General features: G+C 64.4%; 25 protein-coding genes and 1 pseudogene. 11 read left to right on the top strand and 15 right to left on the bottom strand.

The window, feature by feature from the left end:
* The first annotated feature begins 2 nt into the window (after window positions 1-2).
* Window positions 3-272 carry a CopG family ribbon-helix-helix protein gene (locus FHS03_RS13420; RefSeq protein WP_183441460.1) on the top strand — a complete coding sequence of 90 codons (270 nt, stop codon included), beginning with the start codon at window positions 3-5 and terminating at the stop codon, window positions 270-272.
* A complete protein-coding gene (locus tag FHS03_RS13415; RefSeq protein WP_183441459.1) occupies window positions 269-544 on the top strand; it encodes a type II toxin-antitoxin system RelE/ParE family toxin in 276 nt (91 codons plus the stop codon). Before FHS03_RS13420 ends, FHS03_RS13415 begins: the two co-directional genes overlap by 4 nt.
* On the opposite strand, the gene FHS03_RS28645 is transcribed toward FHS03_RS13415, so the two are convergent.
* A complete protein-coding gene (locus tag FHS03_RS28645) occupies window positions 512-805 on the bottom strand; it encodes a GNAT family N-acetyltransferase (protein WP_221208134.1) in 294 nt (97 codons plus the stop codon). The two genes, FHS03_RS13415 and FHS03_RS28645, sit on opposite strands and share 33 nt — an antisense overlap.
* An 89-nt stretch (window positions 806-894) precedes the next feature.
* Between FHS03_RS28645 and FHS03_RS13405 the strand changes: the two are divergent.
* Window positions 895-1,191, top strand: a pseudogene (locus tag FHS03_RS13405) (type II toxin-antitoxin system MqsR family toxin); the annotation flags it as partial.
* Between the two features lies 1 nt (window position 1,192).
* Window positions 1,193-1,594, top strand: a complete 402-nt coding sequence (locus tag FHS03_RS13400) for a type II toxin-antitoxin system MqsA family antitoxin (protein ID WP_183441457.1) — start codon at window positions 1,193-1,195, stop codon at window positions 1,592-1,594.
* Window positions 1,595-1,674: 80 nt separating this feature from the next.
* Here the strand turns inward: FHS03_RS13400 and icd are convergent, their stop codons facing one another.
* The gene (icd, locus tag FHS03_RS13395; protein WP_183441456.1) at window positions 1,675-2,928 is read right to left on the bottom strand and encodes an NADP-dependent isocitrate dehydrogenase; all 1,254 of its coding nucleotides are present in this window, start codon (window positions 2,926-2,928) and stop codon (window positions 1,675-1,677) included.
* Between the two features lie 163 nt (window positions 2,929-3,091).
* Here icd and FHS03_RS13390 point away from each other — a divergent pair, with 163 nt between their 5' ends.
* From FHS03_RS13390 to FHS03_RS13380, 3 genes are all read left to right on the top strand, one after another.
* On the top strand, window positions 3,092-3,658 hold the full coding sequence (locus tag FHS03_RS13390; RefSeq protein ID WP_183441455.1) for a pseudouridine synthase: 567 nt from the start codon (window positions 3,092-3,094) through the stop codon (window positions 3,656-3,658).
* 144 nt (window positions 3,659-3,802) lie between these two features.
* Window positions 3,803-4,036, top strand: a complete 234-nt coding sequence (locus FHS03_RS13385; RefSeq protein WP_183441454.1) for a hypothetical protein — start codon at window positions 3,803-3,805, stop codon at window positions 4,034-4,036.
* A gap of 128 nt (window positions 4,037-4,164) precedes the next feature.
* Window positions 4,165-4,605, top strand: a complete 441-nt coding sequence (locus FHS03_RS13380; RefSeq protein WP_183441453.1) for a DUF192 domain-containing protein — start codon at window positions 4,165-4,167, stop codon at window positions 4,603-4,605.
* A 120-nt stretch (window positions 4,606-4,725) separates the two neighbouring features.
* Here the strand turns inward: FHS03_RS13380 and rpsT are convergent, their stop codons facing one another.
* Window positions 4,726-4,992, bottom strand: a complete 267-nt coding sequence (gene rpsT / locus FHS03_RS13375) for a 30S ribosomal protein S20 (RefSeq protein ID WP_050408868.1) — start codon at window positions 4,990-4,992, stop codon at window positions 4,726-4,728.
* 250 nt (window positions 4,993-5,242) lie between these two features.
* Between rpsT and murJ the strand changes: the two genes are divergently transcribed.
* Window positions 5,243-6,793, top strand: coding sequence for a murein biosynthesis integral membrane protein MurJ (gene murJ / locus FHS03_RS13370; protein WP_183441452.1), 1,551 nt, complete (start codon window positions 5,243-5,245; stop codon window positions 6,791-6,793).
* A gap of 21 nt (window positions 6,794-6,814) precedes the next feature.
* On the opposite strand, the gene FHS03_RS13365 is transcribed toward murJ, so the two are convergent.
* Window positions 6,815-7,717, bottom strand: coding sequence for a LysR family transcriptional regulator (locus FHS03_RS13365; protein ID WP_183441451.1), 903 nt, complete (start codon window positions 7,715-7,717; stop codon window positions 6,815-6,817).
* Window positions 7,718-7,818: 101 nt separating this feature from the next.
* Between FHS03_RS13365 and FHS03_RS13360 the strand changes: the two genes are divergently transcribed.
* On the top strand, window positions 7,819-8,652 hold the full coding sequence (locus FHS03_RS13360) for a type 1 glutamine amidotransferase domain-containing protein (RefSeq protein WP_183441450.1): 834 nt from the start codon (window positions 7,819-7,821) through the stop codon (window positions 8,650-8,652).
* 10 nt (window positions 8,653-8,662) lie between these two features.
* Here the strand turns inward: FHS03_RS13360 and FHS03_RS13355 are convergent, their stop codons facing one another.
* From FHS03_RS13355 to gspG, 11 genes are read right to left on the bottom strand one after another with little or no spacing between them, the layout of a single operon-like run.
* A complete protein-coding gene (locus FHS03_RS13355) occupies window positions 8,663-9,376 on the bottom strand; it encodes a type II secretion system protein (protein WP_183441449.1) in 714 nt (237 codons plus the stop codon).
* Window positions 9,351-9,737 carry a type II secretion system protein gene (locus FHS03_RS13350; protein WP_183441448.1) on the bottom strand — a complete coding sequence of 129 codons (387 nt, stop codon included), beginning with the start codon at window positions 9,735-9,737 and terminating at the stop codon, window positions 9,351-9,353. Before FHS03_RS13350 ends, FHS03_RS13355 begins: the two co-directional genes overlap by 26 nt.
* Window positions 9,731-10,222, bottom strand: coding sequence for a type II secretion system protein (locus FHS03_RS13345; RefSeq protein ID WP_183441447.1), 492 nt, complete (start codon window positions 10,220-10,222; stop codon window positions 9,731-9,733). Before FHS03_RS13345 ends, FHS03_RS13350 begins: the two co-directional genes overlap by 7 nt.
* Window positions 10,219-12,252 (bottom strand): secretin GspD/PilQ domain-containing protein, encoded by a 2,034-nt coding sequence (locus FHS03_RS13340; protein ID WP_183441446.1) that lies wholly within the window; start codon window positions 12,250-12,252, stop codon window positions 10,219-10,221. Before FHS03_RS13340 ends, FHS03_RS13345 begins: the two co-directional genes overlap by 4 nt.
* Complete coding sequence (locus FHS03_RS13335; RefSeq protein WP_183441445.1) at window positions 12,252-12,890, bottom strand: hypothetical protein; 639 nt, start codon at window positions 12,888-12,890, stop codon at window positions 12,252-12,254. The genes FHS03_RS13340 and FHS03_RS13335 overlap by 1 nt, the downstream gene beginning before the upstream one ends.
* Entirely contained in the window at window positions 12,887-13,435 is a 549-nt protein-coding gene (locus FHS03_RS13330; RefSeq protein ID WP_183441444.1) for a hypothetical protein, read from the bottom strand. The genes FHS03_RS13335 and FHS03_RS13330 overlap by 4 nt, the downstream gene beginning before the upstream one ends.
* The gene (locus FHS03_RS13325; protein ID WP_183441443.1) at window positions 13,432-13,977 is read right to left on the bottom strand and encodes a PilN family protein; all 546 of its coding nucleotides are present in this window, start codon (window positions 13,975-13,977) and stop codon (window positions 13,432-13,434) included. Before FHS03_RS13325 ends, FHS03_RS13330 begins: the two co-directional genes overlap by 4 nt.
* Window positions 13,974-14,795 carry a hypothetical protein gene (locus FHS03_RS13320; RefSeq protein ID WP_183441442.1) on the bottom strand — a complete coding sequence of 274 codons (822 nt, stop codon included), beginning with the start codon at window positions 14,793-14,795 and terminating at the stop codon, window positions 13,974-13,976. The genes FHS03_RS13325 and FHS03_RS13320 overlap by 4 nt, the downstream gene beginning before the upstream one ends.
* The gene (locus FHS03_RS13315) at window positions 14,788-16,485 is read right to left on the bottom strand and encodes a GspE/PulE family protein (RefSeq protein WP_183441441.1); all 1,698 of its coding nucleotides are present in this window, start codon (window positions 16,483-16,485) and stop codon (window positions 14,788-14,790) included. The genes FHS03_RS13320 and FHS03_RS13315 overlap by 8 nt, the downstream gene beginning before the upstream one ends.
* Entirely contained in the window at window positions 16,482-17,666 is a 1,185-nt protein-coding gene (locus FHS03_RS13310) for a type II secretion system F family protein (RefSeq protein WP_183441440.1), read from the bottom strand. Before FHS03_RS13310 ends, FHS03_RS13315 begins: the two co-directional genes overlap by 4 nt.
* A gap of 22 nt (window positions 17,667-17,688) precedes the next feature.
* Window positions 17,689-18,132 (bottom strand): type II secretion system major pseudopilin GspG, encoded by a 444-nt coding sequence (gspG, locus tag FHS03_RS13305; protein WP_183441439.1) that lies wholly within the window; start codon window positions 18,130-18,132, stop codon window positions 17,689-17,691.
* A 390-nt stretch (window positions 18,133-18,522) separates the two neighbouring features.
* On the opposite strand from gspG, the gene FHS03_RS13300 reads away from it, so the two are divergent.
* The gene (locus FHS03_RS13300; RefSeq protein WP_183441438.1) at window positions 18,523-19,320 is read left to right on the top strand and encodes an NF038120 family PEP-CTERM protein; all 798 of its coding nucleotides are present in this window, start codon (window positions 18,523-18,525) and stop codon (window positions 19,318-19,320) included.
* Window positions 19,321-19,367: 47 nt separating this feature from the next.
* Window positions 19,368-22,556: a S8 family peptidase gene (locus FHS03_RS13295; RefSeq protein WP_183441437.1), complete on the top strand. Its 3,189-nt coding sequence runs from the start codon at window positions 19,368-19,370 to the stop codon at window positions 22,554-22,556.
* The last annotated feature ends 35 nt before the right edge of the window (window positions 22,557-22,591 follow it).

Below are 22,591 nucleotides of genomic sequence, written 5' to 3'. Positions count from 1 at the left end.
CCATGAGCAACAACGATATCCTGCTGAGCGAAACCGTTCCGCAAGACTTGATCAACAAAGTGGATCAAATAGCGGCACGTCTCGAAAAACCTCGCAATCAAATAATCCGGGAAGCGCTTGCCGACTGGCTGGCGCAGGAAGATCATCGCTTCCAACTGACGAAGGAGGCTCTCGACGATGTCGATGCCGGGCGGGTCGTTGATCACCAGGCCATCGAAGCCTGGGCCGCAAGCCTCGAAACTGATTCGCCCCTGCTACCATCCCATAAATGAAGCTGCTCTGGACCAGCAAAGCCAGTTCAGATCTCGGCAGGCTCCATGAGTTTCTCGCTTCAGTCAACCCATCCGCAGCAATACGATCAGTGCAAGTAATCGTTGCTGCGGCAAATCGGCTTCCAGCACACCCTCACATCGGCGAAAAACTGTTGGGCTTTCAGCCACGCGAAGTACGCCGTCTGCTCGTTGGACAATACGAAATCCGGTACGAGGTAAGGAAAACTGCCATTTACATGCTACGAATCTGGCACACGCGTGAAAAGCGCTAAACACCTAACTATCCAGCGAACAACTCTGCGGCACGGTAAAGGCGACCTCCTCCTCCATCCCCAGTTGCGCAAAGCCATGCCGCATAACGGCGCTCGCGCCTTCACTGTCTGGGCCGCGATGAATTCCTCAGCCTGCACCTGCGATAAAGGACCAAGCAAAAATTCCGTCACGCGCGGATCGGCATTGATGCGCACGAATGCAGCGACATCCTCAGCCGCCCAAGGACGTAATATGAGGCGTTCGCTATAGATGTTCTCCAATGGTTCCCCCAAAAAATAGCAAAGCAGCCTCGCTGAATACCTTTAACCTACTTGGTTATTTTAACCCTATTCGGTTATGCTAATATGGAAAAAGTACGCCGCACTGCAAGCTCCCCAAGATGAAAGCCCTGATCGAAGCGGGCCAAGTCACCGCAACCACTAGCGCGACTATCAGCGCTCGCGCGGTCGGAATCAATACCTTGCAGGAGATGTGCGACGTCGTTCTATCACTCACCAGCGCCGACTTTTACAAGAGCATGACCGCTCATGCAAACCACCGTATATGGCAGGACGTGTACCACGGCAGAACCGCTGACGGAACCGCACTCTACATAAAGTTGACCGTGATTGCTGATGTATTAATCGTTTCGTTCAAGGAGCTTTGAAATGAAGAATTGCCCCGAGTGCGGAGCACCCTCGCCTGTGCATGCCACACGCGATATGCCCTATACCTATAAAGCTCAGAACACGATCATTCCCGCAATAACGGGATACCACTGCGCCAGCTGCGGCGAGGTCACCCTAGACCGCAATGCTGTAGACCGGTTCAGCGAACTGGTTGGCGAATTCCAGCGCAAGGTAAACAGCGAGCTTGTGGATCCGGCCTATATTCTGACCGTACGCCGAAAACTGCGCCTCGATCAGCGCGAGGCCGGCGAAATCTTCGGCGGCGGCGCCAATGCCTTCTCCCGTTACGAAACAGGCAAGGCCCGGCCGCATGTCTCCACCATCAAATTACTAAGATTGCTGGACCGTCACCCCGAACTGCTGGACGAGGTTCGCCAATGAAGTCCACATAAAAGAAAAAGCCCCACGCTCCTGCGAGCATGGGGCTTTGCGCTGCAGGGGAAGGCTCCCCTGCCACGAAATTACATCTGTTCGATCATCACGTCGCCGAAGCCGGAGCACGACACTTGGGTCGCGCCTTCCATCAGGCGGGCGAAGTCGTAGGTGACTTTCTTCGAGTCGATGGCTTTCTCCATGGCGGAGATGATCAGGTCGGCCGCTTCGGTCCAGCCCATGTGACGCAGCATCATTTCAGCGGACAGGATCAGCGAACCTGGGTTCACGTAGTCTTTGCCGGCGTACTTCGGCGCGGTGCCGTGGGTGGCTTCGAACATCGCCACGGAGTCGGACAGGTTGGCGCCCGGCGCGATGCCGATGCCGCCCACTTGCGCCGCCAGCGCGTCGGAGATGTAGTCGCCGTTCAGGTTCAGGGTGGCGATCACGCTGTACTCTGCTGGGCGCAGCAGGATCTGCTGCAGGAAGGCGTCGGCGATCGAATCCTTGACGATGATCTCGCGACCGGTCTTCGGATTCTTGAATTTGCACCATGGGCCGCCGTCGATCAGTTCAGCGCCGAATTCTTTTTGTGCCAGCGCGTAGGCCCAGTCACGGAAGCCACCTTCGGTGTACTTCATGATGTTGCCCTTGTGGACGATGGTCACGGATGGCTTGTCGTTGTCGATCGCGTACTGGATCGCCTTGCGCACCAGGCGCTCGGTGCCGTCGCGCGAAACAGGCTTGACGCCGATGCCCGAGGTTTCCGGGAAGCGGATCTTCTTGACGCCCATTTCCTTGGTCAGGAATTCGATGATTTTCTTGGCGCCTTCGGAGCCTTCTTGCCATTCGATGCCGGCGTAGATGTCTTCCGAGTTTTCGCGGAAGATGACCATGTCGGTTTTCTCCGGCTCACGCACTGGCGATGGCACGCCGGTGAAGTAGCGCACTGGGCGCAGGCAGACGTACAGGTCCAGTTCCTGGCGCAGGGCCACGTTCAGCGAACGGATGCCGCCGCCGACCGGGGTGGTCAGCGGGCCTTTGATCGACACGACGTAGTCTTTCAGTACCTGCAGGGTTTCTTCCGGCAGCCACACGTCCGGGCCGTATACATTGGTCGATTTCTCGCCAGCGTAGATTTCCATCCAGCTGATCTTGCGCTTGCCGGCGTAGGCTTTGGCCACGGCAGCGTCCACCACCTTGATCATCACTGGGGTGATGTCAACACCGGTGCCGTCACCTTCCAGGAATGGAATGATAGGCTGGTCAGGAACGGTCAGGGAAAAGTCGGCGTTGACGGTGATTTTCTGGCCGTCAGCAGGTACTTTGATATGTTGATACATCGTGTTCTCCGAAGTGAGGCAATCAGAACTATTGCCGTTGAGTTAACGTGGCCGCAGGTCTTCTATAAGACATAAGACAGTCATTCCACATTATGCACCAGTATTTTACTGGGCGCCATGGTTTTAGGACACTGGCTTGTGCTCCAGACAGTACAATCTCGGGATGCCCCTGATACTTTTCAACAAACCATTCCAGGTATTGTGCCAGTTTTCGCCCCAGCCGGACCGCGCAACCCTGGCCGATTACCTCAAGATTCCGAATATTTACCCCGCCGGCCGCCTCGACGCCGACAGCGAGGGCTTACTCCTGTTGACCGACGACGGCAAATTGCAGCACCAGATCGCCCATCCCGAGCGCAAGGAAGCCAAAACCTACCTGGTGCAGGTCGATGGCGTGGCCGACGCCGACGCCCTGGCCCGCCTGCAGGCGCCGCTCGACCTGGGCGATTTCGTAACCAAACCCTGCCGCGCCGTGCGCATTGCCGAGCCGGAATGGCTGTGGCCGCGCAATCCGCCCATCCGGACGCGCGCCGAGCAACCCACCTCCTGGCTCGCCATCACCCTGCAAGAGGGCAAAAACCGCCAGGTGCGGCGCATGACGGCCGCCGTCGGCCTGCCCACCCTGCGCCTGGTGCGCAGCGCCATCGGCGGCATTTCGCTAGCCAGCCACCCGCTGCTGCCGGGCGAGTGGATGGAAGTATCGCCCGAGGACGTGAGCCGCAAGGGCTGAGGCCAAGGCCACCGCGTGCTGCGCTGCGGCATCGATTCTTTGGCCGTGCCGCATCTTGTGTGTCAACTGGCAATTCGGAAGCGGCGTTAATGAGCCAGATTCATCCGAATCTGTGTGAGTTCATAAACCACTAAAGGAACTGCCATGTCCAAGATTATTGCTGCCCTGGTTGCCACTCTGTTCGCCGCATCCGCTTTCGCCCAGGCTTCCGCACCGGCCTCGGCGGCTGCATCGGCGCCTGCCGCTTCCGCCTCGGCTGCCGCTTCGGCCGCCTCGATGCACAAGGCTAAAAAATCCAAACACAAGGCTTCCGCCGCTGCCTCGGCCGCCTCCGCAGCATCGGCCGCGTCGGCTGCTTCCGCCGCCTCGGCCAAATAAGCCGCTCGCGTCCATGCAAGGCAGGCCGCGCGCCTGCCTTTTTCTTGTCCGCAGCCGGACTGTGCCACGCTTGACGTTGCCTGCGGCGCGTGGCTTAATCGCCGCTTCGCGATTCACTCACAAAACCCATGAAATCCCTTGCCGTTTCCCTGCTCCTGCTGGCCGCCGCCGGCGCCAGCCAGGCGCAAAACCAGCAATTCCCCACTACCACCCTGTCGGCCGGCATGAACCTGATCAAGGCCGAAGTCGCCACCACCGATCCGCAGCGCGCCCAGGGCCTGATGTTCCGCGAAACGATGGCGCCGAACGCCGGCATGGTCTTCGTTTTCGACGCGCCCGCCACCCAATGCATGTGGATGAAGAACACCCTGCTGCCGCTGTCAGTGGCCTTTATCGACGCCGAAGGCAAGATCGTCAACATCGAGGACATGCAGCCGCAAACCCTGGACAGCCACTGCTCGGCCAAGGGCGTGCCGGTGATGTATGCACTGGAAATGAACCTGGGCTGGTTCAAGCAAAAGAATATCAAGCCGGGCACCAAGATCGGCAATCTGCCCAAGCTGAAATAAGCAAAAAAGCCGCTGCAAGCGGCTTTTTTTCGGAATATCATGCGAAAAAACCCGCTATGGCAAAGCCATGCGGGTTAATTCTGTGCACCTGCAAGGCGGCTATTGCCGCCGCACACGAACTTAGGCGGACAGTGCCTTCAGGGCAGCTGCCAGACGGCTCTTGTGACGAGCTGCCTTGTTCTTGTGAATGATCTTCTTGTCGGCGATGGAATCGATGGTCGAAACGGAAGCCTGGAAGATTTGGGTTGCAGCGGCTTTGTCGCCAGCCAGGATCGCTTTGCGAACAGCTTTGATAGCGGTGCGCAGGGTCGAACGCTGTGCCGAGTTGTGAGCGTTTTGCTTAACTGCTTGACGAGCGCGTTTGCGCGCTTGTGCGGTATTTGCCATGGAATTTCCTAAATCGTTGTCAAAGTTCGTTTGCAAACAATAGCGTTTGCCAAACCGGTGCGTTCAGTCTGTCTGCCTAACCATGTGTGCCTAACAGTACCGGCCGCACATTGTCTGCTTTACTGAATTCTGTACAGCCCTAGATTATAGCTGCGTTTTGCGTCCAGATCAATTCCCAATATCAGGAAATTGTCATCCTCGCCACGTTTTCAACGCATCTGCAACGTTGCCCCAGCTATAATCTCGGCCCATGAACCTGCTTAAATCCCTCGCCGCCGTCTCCAGCATGACCATGCTGTCCCGTGTTACCGGCCTCTTGCGCGAAAGCCTGTTTGCTCGCGCGTTTGGCGCCGGCGCTTACACCGACGCTTTCATTGTCGCCTTCCGCCTGCCGAATCTGCTGCGGCGGCTGTTTGCCGAGGGAGCCTTCTCACAGGCCTTCGTGCCTATTTTATCCGAATACAAGAACCAGCAAGGCGAAGAGGCCACGCGCAGCCTGGCCGACCATGTGGCGAACAGCCTGGTGTGGGCCACCCTGCTGGTCAGCGTGCTCGGCATTCTGGGCGCGCCGCTCTTCGTCTACCTGATCGCCAATGGCCTGGAAAAGAATCAGGAAGCTTTCGACGCCGCCGTCTGGATGACGCGCCTGATGTTCCCCTATATCGCCTGCATGTCCTTTGTGGCGCTGGCCGGCGGCGTGCTGAACACCTGGCGCCAGTTCAAGATTCCGGCGTTCACGCCGGTGCTGCTGAACCTGAGCTTCATCGCCTGCTCGCTGTTCCTGGCGCCCTATCTGGACAAGCCGATCTACGCGATGGCGATTGCCGTGATGATCGGCGGCCTGCTGCAGGTGGCGATCCAGATTCCGGCGCTGATGAAGATCGGCATGCTGCCGCGCCTGTCGATCAATCCGGTGGGCGGCCTGAACGATCCGGGCGTGCGCCGCGTGCTGAAGAAAATGGGGCCGGCGGTATTTGCCGTCTCGGCCGCGCAAATCAGCCTGATGATCAATACCGCCATCGCCGCCGGCCTGCAGGCGGGCAGTATCTCCTGGCTGTCCTATGCCGACCGCCTGATGGAATTCCCTACCGCCCTGCTGGGCGTGGCGCTGGGCACGATCCTGCTGCCCAGCCTTTCCAAGGCCAATAGCGAGGGCGATAAGGAAGAATATTCGAACCTGCTGGACTGGGGCTTGCGCCTGACCTTCCTGCTGGCGATTCCGGCCGCCGTCGGCATGGCCATGCTGTCGCTGCCGCTGATCGCCACCCTGTTCCACTACGGCCAGTTCACCGACCAGGCGGCCCTGATGTCGGCGCGCCCGCTGATCGCCTACAGCGTGGGCCTGATCGGCATCATCCTGGTGAAGACGCTGGCGCCGGCCTTTTACGCGCAGCAGGACATCCGCACGCCGGTGCGCATTGCCGTCGGCGTGCTGATCGCCGTGCAGCTGATGAACCTGGTTTTCGTGCCGCATTTGGCGGTGGCCGGACTGGCCCTGTCCATCGGCCTGGGCGCCTGCATCAACGCGGGCTTCCTCTACGCCGGCCTGCGCAAGCGCCAGATCTATATGCCCAAGCCGGGCTGGGGCAAGTTCTTCTTCAAGCTGCTGATCGCGGTCAGCGCCATGGGCGCGGTGGCCTGGCTCGGCGCCACGCAGATCGAATGGCTGGCCATGCGTGCCACGCCCTTGCTGCGCGGCGGCGTGTTGTTTGCGGTGATTGGCGCCTGCGCCGTGGTCTACTTCGGCGTGCTATTCGCGCTAGGCTTCCGTCCGCGCGATTTCAAGCGCAGCGCCAAATAAGCCGCTTGCAGCGGCGCAGCCTTATGGCTGGGCGTTCTGCAGCAGGCTGGCAAAGGCCCGGCCAGCGGCCGATAAGCGGCGCTGGCCCGCATGAATCAACGAGAACGGCCGGCTACGGCCGCGCGACGCCGGCAACACCTCGACCAAGGCGCCGCGCTGCAACCGTTCGGTCACGATAAAGTCGTAAGCCTGGCAGATACCCAGGCCAGCTTCGGCCAGCGACAAGACGCCCAGCACATCGTCCGACACCTGGAGCGGCGACTCCGGCGTCCAGTCCACATCGCGCCCCTCTTCCCGCAACTGCCAGGCAATCGCCCGCCCCGTGCTGGGCAAGAGGAAGGACAGACATGCGTGGCGCTCCAGTTCCGCAACGCTGGCCGGCGCGCCATGCCGCGCCAGATAAGCCGGTGAAGCCACCAGGCACACGGCAGCGTCCTCCAGCTTGCGCGCCACCATGCCACTGTCCTTCAGCGCGCCCTGGCGGATGGCGAAGTCGAAGCCTTCGGCCGCCAGGTCCACATTGCGGTTGGTGATATTCAGCTCGATGCGCACCGCCGGATACTGCTGCCGGAAGCGCGCCAGCACGGCTGGTAGCCGGTAATGGCCATAGGTGGTCGGCGCGCTGATGCGCACCGTGCCGGTGACTTCGCCGCCCTCGCCCTGGATGCTGCGCTCCACCTCATCGATCTGCGCCAGCGCGGCGCGGGTCTGCTCCAGATACAGGCGGCCGGCGTCGGTCAATCCCAGGCTACGCGTAGTCCGGCGCAGCAACTGCGCACCGAGGCGGGCTTCGAGCCGCGCGATGGCCCGGCTGATAACGGAGGGCGTGGTCGCCAGCGCCACGGCGGCAGCCGTCAGCGATCCCCGTTCCACGACGGCGATAAAGGTTTCCACATCACCCAAATGGTCAAAACGACGGCCCATTATTACCCCTAGAACAAAAATGAATTGGCGTGGTGGCAGTTTATCTCCGCTGAAGGCTTGAATAAAGTAGCGTCCAGCAAACTACTTCAAGGAGATCCACCATGCTGAAGAAACTGATCGTCACCGCCCTCTCCGCCCTGGCCCTGAACGCCCACGCCGGCAATGTGCTGGTCGTGCTGTCGGACGCCGACAGCCTCGATCTGAAAGACGGCAAAATCTTCCAGACCGGCTTTTACCTCAATGAGCTGATGCAACCGGTGAAAATGCTGCTGGATGCGGGACATCAAGTCAGCTTCGCCACGCCGCAAGGCAAGGCGCCCACGCTGGACCGCAACTCGGTCAACCCGATGTTCTTTGGCGGCGAGCAGGCCGCGCTGGACGCGCATCTGCAACTGCTGCAAACGCTGCGCCTGACCGATCCGCAGCAATCGCCGGTACTCAGCCTGGCACGCGTCGAGCAACAAGGCTACGGCCGTTTTGACGCCGTGTATGTGCCGGGCGGCCATGCGCCGATGCAGGATCTGCTGACCAGCGCCAGCGTCGGCAAGCTGCTCGCCGCTTTCCATGGCGCGGGCAAGCCGACCGCTCTGGTCTGCCACGGCCCGATCGCGCTGCTGTCCACCCTGCCCGACGCCAAAGGCTTCACGCGCCAGCTGGAACGGCAAGCCAAGCCGGCGCGGCCAAAATGGATTTACGCCGGCTACCAGATGACGGTGTTCAGCAATGTGGAAGAAGAAGCGTCCAAGGCCCAGTTGCAAGGCGGCGCCATGAAATTCTATCCGCAGACCGCGCTGCAGGCGGCGGGCATGACTTTCTCGCCCAGCGCGCAGCCATGGCAGGGCCATATGGTCACGGACCGCGAACTGATCACCGGCCAGAATCCGGCCTCCGCGCCGCTGGTCGGCCAGGAGTTGCTGCGACGCCTGACGCCGTAAGACGCACAGCCTAGCTGCGGGACGGCTCGGGTGGCGCTTCCGGCGGCTCCTGCTGCGGCTCCGGCCTTTCCACCGGCGCGGGTGGCTCCGGCACCGGCTCGGGCACTGGCGGTGTCGCCGGCGGCGGCGGCTCGTGCGGCGGCGCAGGCTGCTCCGGCGCGGGCGTGAGCGGCTGGTTGTTGCCCGGCGTGGATGGGAACAGCGAACCGGGCGCATTGCCGGGCGGCGTCGCCACCGGCGGCGGCGCCAAACCATCAGCCGTGAACTTCCAGTCCGAGATGCGGGTCTTGCCTTCAAAGACGGCGAAGCGCGCCGGGAAATTGGCGACCTTGATGGCCTTGGCTTCGGACAGGCTGTAAATCCCGGCGATGCCGATCTTGTTCGGCACCGTGAGCAGGCCCCATTCCGGCTTGCCCGTCATGGGATCGATGTAAATCTTGCGCAGATGGCGGCGTATCTGCGGATAGCGCGGATCGCGCAGCAGGTCGTTCAAGGTGCGCGGCTGCGGGTGCTGGCCTTGCGGCGTGGCGGCGGCATAACTTTTCAAAGCATCGCTGAATTCGGCGCCGATGATCAGCAACTCGCGCTCGGCGGCACTGCGCTGCAGCACAACGCCCAGGCGCAAGGTGGCCGCGCTGACCAGGCCAATCACCGCCACCAGGATAATCACGCTGATGTAGGTGAAGCCGCGCGCCGGTTTAGAGGTCGGAATACGGTTTGCCATTGCGGTCATTGCCGGGCGCGCCGCTCTTGATGTCGGCCACGCCGCCCTTGCTGCCATCGTCGGGCGGCACGACGATCCAGCTGTCGCTGGTTTCCGTGATCGGATCGATGGGCATGGCGCGCAGATACTTCTTTTCCACCAGCTGTTCCAGCGAATCGGGATAGCGTCCCGTATCACCGTAAAACTGGTCGATGACCAGGCGCGTATTGCGCAGATTATCGTTGAGCACCGTTTCCTTGCTGCGGTCCACGCTGGGAAAGTAGCGCGGCACGGCCAGGGTCAGCAGCAGGGCAATAATACCCAGCACCACCAGCAGCTCGATCAGGGTAAAGCCCCTGCCCTTGTTCACGCTCTTTACCATTTTTTATACGGTATGCCGTTCAGGCCTACCTTGTCCGTATTGGAAAACACATCGTACACATCCTCGCCCTCGCGCGGTTCGTTGGCGTCGCTGGCGTAGCTGCGCTTGCCCCAGGTGTCGGCGTCGCCCAAGGCGCTGTCCGGATTGAAGGGATCGCGCGGCACGCGGCGCAAAAAGAAAATCTTGCTGCGCTTGGGACTGCGCTGGTCGGCCACGCCTTCCACCAGCACGTCCAACGACTTCGGATAGCCGGTGCTGTTGAGAACCTTGGCGATGCGTCCCTCGTCGTACGCCTGTTTATAGGCATCGATGCCTTGGCGGATTTCATGCAAGGCAAAACGCAGCTCCTGCTCGCTGCGGCGCTGGATCGTGACCTGGGCCGTGGGGATGACCAGCATCGCCAGCAGGCCGAGAATGGCCAGCGTGACCAATAGCTCGATCAGCGTAAAGCCACGGCGCGCCGCGCCTTGCCGCGAAAAACTCATTGCGGCTGCGGCGGCGGATTCTGCGGGGTCGGCTGCGCCTCGGGCGGTGGCGGCGGCAGCGAGAGGCTAGGCAGCGGCGGCTGGGCCACGCTGGTGGCGGGACCCGGCTGGGTGTTCGACAGCGGCATATTGCTGACCGGAGGCGGCGGCATGGCCACCGTTTGCGGCACGGCGCCCGTCGCCGGTGTTGCCGGTTGCGGCGCGCGCTGCGCGGCGGCCGGCGCCGGCAGCTGGGCCGGTGGCCGCGGCGAGAAATCCGGCTTACGGCGGAAGTTGGCCTCGGTGCCGGCAGCAAACTCGGAAATGCTGGCTTCCGGCCGCTGCACATTGCGCAGCAGGTGCGGCGTAATCGAAAGCACGATCTCAGTCTTTTGCGTATCGTCGTGCGAGGCGCCGAACAGGCGGCCCAGCAGGGGGAAGTCGCCCAGGCCCGGCACCTTGCTGGCCGAGGAGCGCTCTTCGTTATTGAGCAGGCCGGCCAGCACCTGGGTTTCGCCATCCTTCAATTGCAGCAGGGTGGAAGCCTGGCGCGAACCGATCTGGTAGGCCGTGGTGCCGTTCTTGGTGATCACGGTGTTGACCAGATTGCTGACCTCGAGCGAGACGCGGATCGCGACTTCGTTGTTCAGGTAGATGATCGGCTCGGCGTTGAGCGTCACCCCCACGTCCACAAAGCTGACCGAATCGGTATTGAAGCCGCCCACGCCGGAGGAAATGGTGGAGGTGATGACCGGCAGCTTATCGCCAATCATCACCTTGGCTTTTTCCTTGTTGCGCACGCGGATGCGCGGATTGGCCAGCAGATTGCTGTCGCCGTCGTTCTTGTTGGCCTTCACCGTCACCGGCAGCGTGCCATTGACGCCGATGCGGTCGCGGTTCAGGTTATCGAAGTCGCGCAGGTTGAAGCCGTCCGTGCCGTTCTTGCTGTTGATCGGCGTGAACACCGCCTTGGCCGGCCAGTCGATGCCCAGGTCCATCAGGCGGGTGCGCTTGACCTCCAGGATTTCCACATCGAGCATCACTTCCGGCTCGGCGATATCCTGCGCCGCCACCAGCTTCTCGGCCAGGCGGATCGCTTCGGCGTTGTCGCGCACGATGACCAGGTTGAGCTTCTCGTCGATCACCACATCGCGCGACTTGAGGATGGTTTTCAGCGTATTGCCGATGGTCTTGGCCTCGGCGTTCGCCAGGTAGAAGGTCTTGATGACCATCTCCTGGTATTCCTTCAGCTTGGGCGCGATGTTCGGGTAGATCAGGATGGTGTTGCCGTCCATGACCTGCTGCTCCAGCTGGTTGGTCATCAGCAGGTAGTAGATGGCCGATTCCACCGTGCTGTTCTTCAGGAAGATGGAGGTGCGGGTATCGGTCTTTACATCCTTGTCGAAGATGAAGTTCAAGCCGGAGCGGCGCGAAATCACCTCGAACACCTGCTTGATCGGGGCTTCGCGGAACTCGATGGTGATGGGCTGCTTATAGACTTTGGCCAGGCCGGTTTCGGCTGGCGCGGGCGGATTTTTTTCCGCGATATCGCGCAGCATGTCGCGCGCGCGTTCATGCTGCGGCCTTTCGGCCAGCACCTGGTTGAGCTTCTGCTTGGCCTGGTCGTATTCGCGCTGCTCGATCAGGACGGAGGCGCCCAGCAGCAGCTTGCCGTGGCGTTCGACCATCTCCAGCTTGCGCAGGCCGCCGCGGGCGCGCTCGTTCTGCGGACTGACTGCCAGGGCGCGCTCGATATTTTGCTGTGCCAGGTCCAGTTTGCCTTCCTCCATCTGCTGGTCGGCCAGATCGAGATAGCGCAACAGCGTGCGGTCGCGGGTATTCAGATAGGCGCTGCGGTATTCGGCATTGCCTGGCTCGCGGCGCATCGCTTCCTGCAGCTTGGCCAAGCCAGCTTCCACCTGGTCTTTTTCGATGAGGCCCTGGGCATCGCGGTAGGCCATCTGGCCGGCGCAGCCGCTCAAGGCCAGCAGCAAGGCGGACAGCGTGATTTTTTGTACCAGGCGGGCAGGCCCGTGCGGTTGACTAGGCATCAGTCGATGGCTCCAATATTTAGCTGCTGCACTTGGTTCAGCGGCAGATAGGTGATCGTTAATTCGGGCGGCGCGATGCGGTCGATGCGGTAAGTGCCGTCAATGACCAGCTTCTGCTGCGCGATATAGGTACGGTCGCCGCGCGACAGATACACCTCCCAAACGCCATCGGCCACCGACTTGCCGATATAGCTGAACGGCAGCGGCGGTGCGCTGGGCGGCGGCGGCGGGGGCGGCGCAACGGGCGGCGGCGGCGGGGGATTCCAGTTCTGGCCGAGGAACACCCCTTCGCCGCTCTTGAAGCTGGCCTCGCCGGCCTCGCCGATCAGTTGGGCGCGCGGGATCAGGCGCAAGATGGCGGCATTGCCGGCGCCAGTGTTTTTGCCGCCGGTGGCGGCAGGCGGCGCTTCGACCGGCGGCGCGGCGGGAGCCGGTGGCGCAGGCGGGCTAGCGGCCACCGTCGCGGCGCCAGCCTGCGACACGGCGGGCGCCGCCGTCTTGCCGGCATCGTTGCCGCTGCGCGGAGCGGGACGGTCCACCGCCTCGGCCACGTCGCCGGACGGCGTCTTGTCGCCGAACAGGGCCAGGGCGGCGGCGGTCAGCAACGCACCGCCCATCAGCAGATGGCGCGGTTTCATTGCTGGCCCTCCTGCAGATACAGCGTAAAGCGCAGCTTGGCCTCGACCTGCATATCGGCGATATTGTCGCGCCGGAAGCTGACTTCATCGAGCGCAGCGAACGGCACGGCGGCCAGGGCGCGCAGCGCGAACTGCCAGATCGGCTGGTAGCCGCCCTTGACCGGCAGCAGGATCTGGTAGCTGGCGACGCGGCTGGCCTTGTCGTAGTTGAATTTGTATTCGCCTTGGTGCAGGGTCAGGCCCGATTTCGCGGCCAGCGCGAACAGCGTGCCGACCTGCTGTTCGGCGTGGCGCTTTTCGCCCAGCGTGGCGTAGAACTCGGCCAGGTTTTCATTGGCCGAGGGCGGCGGCGGCGCCGTCACCAGCGTCGCCGGCGCGGGCAGCGGCCGGGCCAGCAGCGCCTGCTGCTTGTCGCGCTGCGGCAGCAGCCAGGCCCAGGCCAGCGCCGCGGCCAGCAGCAGCGCAAGGGCCAGGCAGGCCATGGGCGCGCGCTGCAGCCGCAGGCGCGCGCCCAGCAGCAGGCCAGCCAGGTGCAAGTCCTTCATGGCGCCCTCCACTGCACTTCCACCTGGAAGCGGATCGGGCGGTTCGGGTCCTGCTCGTTGACCTCATGGCGCAGCAGGGCCGCCGCGCTGAAGAATTCCTGCTGCTTTAGTTCCTCGATATAAGCAATCATCTCATCCGCGTTCTTGGTCTCGGCGGTAATCTTCAACAGCCGCTTGCGCGCATCGGGATCCAGCGCCAGCAGGGCGACATGGCGCGGCGTGGCGGCGGCCACCGCGTCCTGCAAATCGTTCCAGGGCAGGTTGAGCTGCAGGATGGCGGCGTTCACGGCCTGCGCCTGCGCTTCCGGAATGGCGACGGCGGCCACCGGCGGTGGCGCCTTGGACAGGGCGATGGCCTTGCGCTGGATGGCTTGCAGCTGCGCTTCGCGCGCCTGCTGCTTTTGCGCCATCTCCCAGGCCGCCAAGCCGGCGCCGGCGCACAGGCCCAGGCCCAGCACGGCGCCGAAGACGGCAAGGGGACGCAGGCGGAACACGGCGCGGCGCCAGCCGGGCGGCGCGAAATCGATCTGCATGCGCCTCATGCCGCGCTCCCCGCCCACGCCAGCAGGCTGGCGGCCGAGAAGCTGCTGCCCTGCACGCCGGCATCGAGGTGGACGCAGGACATCCCGTCCTTGCCGCCGGCGCCCGGCTTGGCCAACGGCGCCGGCAGCACGCCGCACAGCTGCACGGTTTTGGGCAGCGCCAAATTAAACAGCAAGGCTTCGCGCCGCACCATCTGGCCCAGCCAATAATGGTCGGCGCCGGCCGGCACCGGCAAGGGCCGCAGGGCGCGCAGCTGGCCGTCCTCGATGGCGGCCAGCGTCAGCAGCTTGTCGTGCAGGACGCCGAACCAGGCATCGCGTCCGATGGCGCCTTGCCAGCGGTTCCACAACGCGACGAAGTGCGGCCGTACCTCGACCATCGCGGCGCCGCTGTCGGCGCAGGCCTGGCCCAGCACGGCCAGCAGCTTGCGCGGCACAGCGGCGGCGTAGAAAGGCTGGCTGGCGTGCCAGTCGGCCGACAGCTGCCAGGCCGCCGGCGCTTCGCCGTACAGGCTGTGGAAGCGCAGGGCGGCAGCCGCCTCGATATCGGCCATGCGCGCCGCGTTGACCGGCGGCGTCACCTGCCACAGGCGCACCAGTTCATCGGCCAGCACGAAGCTTAGCGAGCGGCCGGCGACGCCGGCTTGCTGCAGCAAACCGCGCAAGGCCGTGCCCAGCGCCGCATATTCCTCATCGGCCATATAGCCGCACTCGGCCAGCACCTGCGGCGGCTTGCGCCCCCAGCGGCCGACGCTGAGCAGGCTGAGCGCATGGCTGCCGACGCCCACGCGCAATTGCTGTCCCCATCCCTTAAGCATGCAGTGTCACCCGTTTGATTTCGGCCAGCGTGGTGCCGCCGCGCCGCACCAGCTCCAGCGCCGCCTGGCGCAGGCTGCGCGTGCCATTCTCATAGGCCGCCGCCTTGATCTGGCGGATCGGCCGCTTATCCACGATCAGTTCGCGGATCTCGTCGTTCAGGGTCAGGATTTCGGCAATCGAGCGGCGCCCCTTGTAGCCGGTGCCGCGGCAATCGCCGCAGCCCTTGCCCTGCATGAAGCGGTAGTCGTAGACATCGGCCCGCGCCAGGTTGGCGCCGGCCAGTTCCTCGTCGCTCGGCGTGTATTCGGCCGCGCAATGCGGGCAGTTGATGCGCACCAGGCGCTGCGCCCAGATGCCGTTCAGGGCCGACACGAAGGCATAGGGATCGATGCCCATATGCGTGAAGCGGCCGAACACGTCGAACACATTGTTCGCGTGCACCGTGGTCAGCACCAGGTGGCCGGTCAGGGCCGACTGCACGGCGATTTCCGCCGTTTCGCGGTCGCGGATCTCGCCCACCATGATCTTGTCCGGGTCGTGGCGCAGGATGGAGCGCAAGCCCTTGGCGAAGGTCAGGCCCTTCTTTTCATTGACCGGAATTTGCAAGATGCCGGGCAGCTGGTATTCGACCGGATCTTCGATCGTGATGATTTTCTCGCGGCCGTTGTGGATTTCGGTCAGCGCCGCGTACAGCGTGGTGGTCTTGCCGGAACCGGTAGGTCCCGTCACCAGCAGCATGCCGTAGGCCTCCTGCGCCAGCACGCGCAGGGTAGCCAGCGAGGGCGCGTCGAAGCCCAGCGCTTCCAGCGTCAGCGAGCCGTAGGACTCGATCATGGCGCGCTTGTCCAGAATACGGATCACGGCGTCCTCGCCGTGGATGCTGGGCATGATGGAGACGCGCAGGTCGATCTCGCGGCCGTTCGACTCGACGCGGAAGCTGCCGTCCTGCGGCACGCGGCGCTCGGCGATATCGAGTTCGGCCAGCACCTTCAGGCGCGAGATGATCTGCTCGGCCACCTCGATGCCGTTGACGGCGGTGGCGTGATCGAGCACGCCGTCGACGCGGTATTTGACCGCCAGCCCGCCGGCCGTGCTTTCCAGGTGGATGTCCGATGCGCCGGCCTTGAGCGCATCGTACAGGGTGGAATTCACCAGGCGCACCGCCGGACTGGCCGCCTCCGACACCGAGGCGAAGGACAGCACGGCGGCAGTCTTGCCGTCGCGGCGCGCATTGTCGGCGCCCGGCAGCAGGGTATCGACGGCGCGCGCCGACTCCTCCTGCTTGGATAGATAGGCCTGGATATCGGCTTGCAGCGCCAGCCGGATCTGCAGCGGCGACTGCGGCTTGCTGCGCGCCTGGGTGGAGAGCCAGGTTTGCAGGTCGATATCGAAGGGGTCGGCCACCACGCCCACCACCAGCCCATCCTGGGCGCGCAGCAACACGCAGTGGCGGGCCATCGCCTGCGACAGCGGCAGCAGGTCGAAGGCCGGCGCGAAGGCCAGCATATCGGCCGTCTCCAGCACGGCCAGGCCAAAGGGCTGGGCCAGCTCGCGCACCACCAGGCGCGGTTCCAGGCCGCTCAAGACTTCCAGCTCGTCGACCAGGCTGCGCTTGCTGTGCTCGCGCTGCTGGCGCGCGCGCATCAGCAGCGCGGCGTCGAGGATAGCTTCGGGGGCGGCGCGATTCATGACATTTCTCCCGCCAGATCGAAGATCGGCATATACAGCAGCACCACGATGGCGCCCACCACCAGGCCGATGGCGGCCATCAGCATCGGTTCAAAGGTGCGCGTGAAGCGGTCGATCCAGCGGCTGATTTCGCCGTCGTAGAAAGCCGCCGACTGCGTCAGCATCGGTCCCATATCGCCGGTACGCTCGCCCACGCGCAGCATGCGCAGCGAGATCGGAGTAGTCAGGCCATTGGCCTCAAACGCCGCCGACAGCGGCAAGCCCGCTTCGATCATGCCGCGCGCAGCCTGCAAGCCCTCGCGCACGCTGGCCGAGACCATGCCCTGCACCGTTTCGATGGCGTGCACGATGGTGATGCCGCCCTCGCTCAGCATGCCCAGGGTCAGGTAAAGCCGCGACAATTCGTAAATGCGCACCCGCTCGCCGATGCCGGGCAGGCGGCCCAGCAGACGCACCAGGCCGCCGCGCGCCAGCAGGCGGCGCACACCCAGCACCACGACGGCCAGCGCCAGCGCCAAGCCGCCCAGCAAGGCGCTGGTATGCTGGGCGGCGAACTGACCCCAGCTCAGCATCATTTGCGACATCCAGGGCAGGTTGCGGCCCGCGCCCTGGTAGACCTCGGCGAAGCGCGGCACCACGTAGGCGATCAGGAACAGGCTGACACCGCCGCCCACCAGCAGCAGGATGCAGGGGTAGATGGCGGCGCTGACGATCTTGCCGCGCACCAGGTCGATGCGCTGCTGGTAATCGATATAACGCGCCAGCGCGCGCGGCAGGTCGCTGGTGCCTTCGGCCGCCTTGACGATGCCCACATACAAAGGGGGGAATAACTGCGGCTGGTCGGCCAGCACGGCGGACAGGCGCCGCCCTTCGCGCAGACCGGACAGCAGGCGTTCCAGCACGCCGCGCGTGGCCGGGCTGCCCTCTTTCTCCAGCAAGGCTTCCAGCGCTTCGACCACGCCCAGGCCGGCCGTCAGCAGGGCCAGCAGCTCCTGGCTGAACAGCACCAGCGACATGGCTTTGCCGGCGCTAGCGCGCAAGGGGCCGCGCAGGGGGCGGATGGCGCTGACGTACAGGCCGCGCGCCTCGACCTGGCGGCGCGCATCGGCCTCATCGCGGCCGTCGATCAGCAGACGGTCGATGCTCATGTCCGGCGACAAGGTGCGAACTTCAAACTGCATGGCCGGAACGCCTCAGATGAATTTATTGGGAAGAGATGTCGGCGTTGTCGCCTTCGCCGCCGGGCTGGCCATCCTTGCCCAGGGACAGGATCTCGAATTCAGCCTTGGTGCCGGGGGCCTTGTACTGGTAAGGACGGCCCCAGGGATCGGGCGGCACACCCTTCTTCAGATACGGACCGTTCCATTTGGTTCCGGCCGTGGCCGGCGCGTTCAGCAGGGCGCCCAAGCCTTCCTGCGTGCTCGGATAGCGGCCCACGTCGAGGCGGAAGGTGTCGAGCGACTTCTCGAAGGCTTCGATCTGGGCCTTGGCGATGGTCACTTCCGACTTGCCCAGCTGGGAAAAGTATTTGGGGCCGACATAGGCCGCCAGCAGGCCGATGATGACGATCACCACCAGCAGCTCCAGCAGCGTAAAGCCGCGCGCGCGGCCGAATTTTTCACGGCCCACCGTGTTCAATGACAGCATCCACATCCCCTTCGCTGCCGCCGGCGGCGCCAGCGGAAAAACCAAGTTTTCAAGAAGGGCAAAGGCTACCATGCCATTTAAGGATTCGACAACTTTTTCTTCGCGTTTTCACTCTGGGAAAGCCCCCCTGCCGCGCCCTGCCGACGGGGGCGATTTAACATTCAATGTTGCAAATTAAACACATACCGCCTTACATTTTGTTACAGCCACTTTCATAGGCGAAGCAAAATTAAATTCGATGAAGCAGCAATATAGAGAAATTAGAAACGTTAGTTTTTTGGACAATTTCGTGCAGGAATTGATATAGTTTTTGGCAATCCGGCATAGCCTGTAGCGGCCGGCCGCGGCGGCGCCCCCGCCAGTCACGAATTTCACCATGAAGGGTATGTTATGAAAAGCCAACGCTCAGCAGCGCCACGTCCATTCTCCCGAGTCCTGGGCGCCGCCCTGCTCGCTGGTGTGGGCGCGCTGGCCGCCCCCGCCGCCCAGGCCGACATCATCAATTTCAGCGCCACCCAGAACATCGTCAGCGCCACGCTGAACGCGGGCGACTCGATCTACAACGGCGGCGACGCCTTCCGCCAGGGCAGCTACCGCTTCGACGTGCTGGACGGCCCGGTGGCGCGCGCCGCCGGCCTGAACGGCCTGGCCGGCGCCCTGATCGACGGCGCCAATCCCTTCAGCTGCACCATCCTGGCCTGCCCTTCGGGCAATCTGAGCAAATACTTCGCCGGCCTCAACGACGGCGCCCTGGTGGTCACGCGTGACTATGGCGCAGCGTTCCGCCTCGACGGCCTGGACTTCGGCTTCATCGCCCCGGTCGGCGACCTGCCCGATGGCGGCTACGGCCAGCTGCGCCTGACCGGCGTGGCCGCCGACGGCAGCCAGATCAGCGACGCCCTGGACTTCGCCGGCCAGGACGCGACCGGCAAATTCAAATTCAGCAACTGGCTGGCCAGCTCGGCCTTCGCCGGCAAGTCGCTGCGCAGCCTGAGCATCGACGCCTGCATGTTTACCGACGGCGGCGACTGCGTCAACTCGGAAAGCAATCCGGCCGGCAACCAGGCCCAGTACGCGCTCGACAATCTGCAAGTGACGGCCGTGCCGCTGCCCGCCACGCCGGCGCTGCTGCTGCTCGGCCTGGCCGGCATGGGCCTGGTGGCGCGCCGCAAGCGCCAGCGCGCTTGAGTTGACCCGCGTCCCTCCCCGACCGTTTATTGACAAGGAAAGTCCCCATGAAACTGCGTCCTATCTCGCTGGCTGTGCTGGCCCTGCTGTCGAGCGCCGCCCTGCACGCCGGCGCCGATGAAATCCGCCGCTCCTATATCGTGCAACTGGCCGACAAGCCGGTCGCCTCCTATGGCGGCGAAGTGAGCGGCCTGGCCGCCACCCGCCCCGCGCCCGGCCGCCGCCTCGACGTCAACGCCGCCGATGTGCAAGCCTATATCGCCTACCTGGAACAGAAAAAGAACGGCGTCGCCGCCAGCGTGCCGACGGCCCAGATCGGCCACCACTACAAGCTGGCCTTCAACGGCTTCTCGGCCCGCCTGACCGAGGGCGAAGTGCGCCAGTTGCAGAAAAGCGCCAACGTGGCCGCCATCACCGTCGACGAAGAGCGCCAGCCCAGCACCAATTTCACGCCCATCTTCCTCGGCCTGGACAAGCCCGGCAGCGGCCTATGGGACCAGGTCGGCGGCCGCCTGAAGGCCGGTGAAGACATGATCATCGGCGTCGTCGACAGCGGTGTCTGGCCGGAAAACCCCTCCTATGCCGACCGCGCCGACGCCAACGGCGTGCCGACCTTCGACCCCGGCGCCGAGCAGGTCTACGGCCCGGCGCCGGCTGGCTGGCTGGGCGAATGCCAGACCGGCGAAGGCTTCAGCAGCAGCCATTGCAACAACAAGCTGATCGGCGCGCGCTACTTCAACACCGGCTTCCTGTCCACCGGCCGCCCGCTGCATTGGACCGATTTCGTGTCGCCGCGCGATTCCGTGGCCGGTCCCAGCGGCCATGGCAGCCACGGCACCCACACCTCGACCACGGCCGGCGGCAACGCCAAGGTGCCGGGCAAGCTGGGCGGCATTCCGGTCGGCGATATGTCGGGCGTGGCGCCGCGCGCGCGCCTGGCCGCCTACAAGGTGTGCTGGACCTATCCCGACGCCACCAACCCGGACGGCAGCGGCACGCGCAATTCCTGCTTCGATTCGGACAGCGTGGCCGCCATCGAGCAAGCCGTGCAGGATGGCGTGCATGTGATCAATTACTCGATCAGCGGCAGCCAGAACAATGTCAACGATCCGGTGGAACTGGCCTTCTTCGGCGCCTCGAATGCCGGCGTCTTCGTCGCCGCTTCGGCCGGCAACAACGGCCCGGCCAATACCGTGGCCCACATCAGCCCCTGGTTGACGACGGTGGCCGCCTCCACCCACAACCGGTTCGGCATGGCCAAGCTGAGTCTGGCCAACGGCGCCAGCTATGACGGCGCCAGCCTGGCGGCCAAAACCCTGCCGGCCACGCCCACCGTGCTGGCCGCGAATGCCGGCGTCAAGCCCTACGCCAGCCTGTCCAGCCTGGACCAGACCGCGCTGACGCGCTGCTACACGGCGGAAGACCGCGCCCTGTACGGCGGCAGCGCCGACGCCGCGCTCGATCCGGCCAAGGCCACGGGCAAGGTGGTGGTGTGCGACCGCGGTTCCTCGGCGCGCGTCGACAAGAGCCGCGCCGTGGGCCAGGTCGGCGGCGTCGGCATGATCCTGGTCGATGTCAGCAACGCCACCACCATCGAAGCCGATCTGCACAGCGTGCCCACCGTGCACCTGCGGCGCGACGACGGCCTGGCCGTCAAGGCCTGGGTGGCGGCCAATCCGGACGGCGCCGCCAGCATCGGCAAAGCCACCCTGCAATCGGGTCCAACCGCGGCGCCGGTGATGGGTTCCTTCTCCTCGCGCGGCCCGAACAAGCACAATGCCAATGTGCTCAAGCCCGACCTGACCGCGCCCGGCCTGGCCATCCTGGCCGGCGGCACGCCCGCCCAGAGCGAAGCCGAGCGCGACGCCATCGCCAACGGCACGCTGGTGCCGCAGCCGGAATGGGTGGCGCTGCAAGGCACCTCCATGTCCAGCCCGCACGTGGCCGGCCTGGCCGCCCTGCTCAAGCAGTTGCACCCGGACTGGTCGCCGGCCGCCATCAAATCGGCGCTGATGACCACCGCCTACGACACCAAGCCCGACGGCTTGCCCGGCATGCAGGCCGGCACCCTGCCCTGGGCGCAAGGCGCGGGCCATGTGGCGGCCAATAGCGCGGCCGATCCCGGCCTGGTGTACGACGCCGGCACGCTCGACTACCTGCGCTTCATGTGCGGCATTCCCGGCACCCTGGCGCCCACCACCTGCAGCGCCGTCGGCTCGATCCAGCCGCATAATCTGAACCTGGCCTCGCTGACCGCCGCCACCGTGCTGGGCAAGATCACCCTGAACCGCACCGTCACCAATGTCGGCAACAGCGAAGCGACCTACAGCGCCAACGCCAGCGTGCCGGGCTTCAAGGTCACAGTCACCCCGGCCCAGCTGACGCTGGCGCCCGGCGCCAAGGCCAGCTTCAGCGTCACCCTGTCGAATAACGGCGCCGTGGCCGGCGCCTGGAATTACGGCGCGCTGACCTGGACCGACGGCAAGCACGTGGTGCGCAGCCCGCTGACCGCGCGCCTGGCCGCGGTGGCGGCGCCATCCGTCCTGAACGGCAACACCAGCAGCGGCAACGTGGCCTTCACCGTGGGCAGCGGCTATACCGGCGCGCTGGTGACGCAGAAAGGCGGCCTGCAGGCCGCCACGCGCGACACCTACACCGTGCTCAAAACCGGCAATACCGAGTCGGCCGCCGTGGAAGCGGCGTGCAAGGCCGGCGGCGATCCGGGCGTGCGCACCCACGACTTCGACGTGCCGGCCAACACCCTGGCCGCGCGCTTCTCGCTGTATGACGTGGATACCAGCGGCTACCAGGCCGGCCAGCCGGACGATCTGGACATGCTGGTGCTCGGCCCGAACGGCCAGCCGCTGGCCAATAGCGGCAACGCCACCTCGAACGAGAGCGTGACCCTGCCGCTGCCGGCCGCCGGCACCTACCGCGTCTGCGTGGTGGGCTATGCGCCGACCAATGGCCGCTCGACCTACACGCTGTCGTCCTGGCTGCTCGGCAATGGCTTGAGCGAAGGCGGCTTCAAGGTGAATACCCCGGCCCTGGTGTACAACGCGGGCACGGCGGCGGCCGGCATCAGCTGGTCGGGCCTGGGCACGGCGCGCCATCTGGGCGCCATCGTCTACCTGGCCAATAACGCGCCGCAGGCGATCACCTATGTGGAAGTGGATACCACCAATCCGCTGCCGACCTCGAACGCGCAGCGCGAAACGCCGCCAAGCCGTCAATAAGCGGCACTGGCGCCCACCGCGGGCGCCCTGCTCCG

Origin of the sequence: Pseudoduganella violacea (assembly GCF_014191875.1) — a bacterium.
Taxonomy (GTDB): Bacteria; Pseudomonadota; Gammaproteobacteria; order Burkholderiales; family Burkholderiaceae_D; genus Rugamonas; species Rugamonas violacea_A.
Note: the sequence above shows the minus strand (reverse complement) of the source record. Positions and strands in the feature narration are given on the sequence as shown.

Coding starts and splice junctions, on each gene's coding strand:
- FHS03_RS13420 (WP_183441460.1), top strand. CDS start 3: ATGAGCAACAACGATATCCTGCTGAGCGAAACCGTTCCGCAAGACTTG.
- FHS03_RS13415 (WP_183441459.1), top strand. CDS start 269: ATGAAGCTGCTCTGGACCAGCAAAGCCAGTTCAGATCTCGGCAGGCTC.
- FHS03_RS13400 (WP_183441457.1), top strand. CDS start 1,193: ATGAAGAATTGCCCCGAGTGCGGAGCACCCTCGCCTGTGCATGCCACA.
- icd (WP_183441456.1), bottom strand. CDS start 2,928: ATGTATCAACATATCAAAGTACCTGCTGACGGCCAGAAAATCACCGTC.
- FHS03_RS13390 (WP_183441455.1), top strand. CDS start 3,092: ATGCCCCTGATACTTTTCAACAAACCATTCCAGGTATTGTGCCAGTTT.
- FHS03_RS13385 (WP_183441454.1), top strand. CDS start 3,803: ATGTCCAAGATTATTGCTGCCCTGGTTGCCACTCTGTTCGCCGCATCC.
- FHS03_RS13380 (WP_183441453.1), top strand. CDS start 4,165: ATGAAATCCCTTGCCGTTTCCCTGCTCCTGCTGGCCGCCGCCGGCGCC.
- rpsT (WP_050408868.1), bottom strand. CDS start 4,992: ATGGCAAATACCGCACAAGCGCGCAAACGCGCTCGTCAAGCAGTTAAG.
- murJ (WP_183441452.1), top strand. CDS start 5,243: ATGAACCTGCTTAAATCCCTCGCCGCCGTCTCCAGCATGACCATGCTG.
- FHS03_RS13365 (WP_183441451.1), bottom strand. CDS start 7,717: ATGGGCCGTCGTTTTGACCATTTGGGTGATGTGGAAACCTTTATCGCC.
- FHS03_RS13360 (WP_183441450.1), top strand. CDS start 7,819: ATGCTGAAGAAACTGATCGTCACCGCCCTCTCCGCCCTGGCCCTGAAC.
- FHS03_RS13355 (WP_183441449.1), bottom strand. CDS start 9,376: ATGGCAAACCGTATTCCGACCTCTAAACCGGCGCGCGGCTTCACCTAC.
- FHS03_RS13350 (WP_183441448.1), bottom strand. CDS start 9,737: ATGGTAAAGAGCGTGAACAAGGGCAGGGGCTTTACCCTGATCGAGCTG.
- FHS03_RS13345 (WP_183441447.1), bottom strand. CDS start 10,222: ATGAGTTTTTCGCGGCAAGGCGCGGCGCGCCGTGGCTTTACGCTGATC.
- FHS03_RS13340 (WP_183441446.1), bottom strand. CDS start 12,252: ATGCCTAGTCAACCGCACGGGCCTGCCCGCCTGGTACAAAAAATCACG.
- FHS03_RS13335 (WP_183441445.1), bottom strand. CDS start 12,890: ATGAAACCGCGCCATCTGCTGATGGGCGGTGCGTTGCTGACCGCCGCC.
- FHS03_RS13330 (WP_183441444.1), bottom strand. CDS start 13,435: ATGAAGGACTTGCACCTGGCTGGCCTGCTGCTGGGCGCGCGCCTGCGG.
- FHS03_RS13325 (WP_183441443.1), bottom strand. CDS start 13,977: ATGAGGCGCATGCAGATCGATTTCGCGCCGCCCGGCTGGCGCCGCGCC.
- FHS03_RS13320 (WP_183441442.1), bottom strand. CDS start 14,795: ATGCTTAAGGGATGGGGACAGCAATTGCGCGTGGGCGTCGGCAGCCAT.
- FHS03_RS13315 (WP_183441441.1), bottom strand. CDS start 16,485: ATGAATCGCGCCGCCCCCGAAGCTATCCTCGACGCCGCGCTGCTGATG.
- FHS03_RS13310 (WP_183441440.1), bottom strand. CDS start 17,666: ATGCAGTTTGAAGTTCGCACCTTGTCGCCGGACATGAGCATCGACCGT.
- gspG (WP_183441439.1), bottom strand. CDS start 18,132: ATGCTGTCATTGAACACGGTGGGCCGTGAAAAATTCGGCCGCGCGCGC.
- FHS03_RS13300 (WP_183441438.1), top strand. CDS start 18,523: ATGAAAAGCCAACGCTCAGCAGCGCCACGTCCATTCTCCCGAGTCCTG.
- FHS03_RS13295 (WP_183441437.1), top strand. CDS start 19,368: ATGAAACTGCGTCCTATCTCGCTGGCTGTGCTGGCCCTGCTGTCGAGC.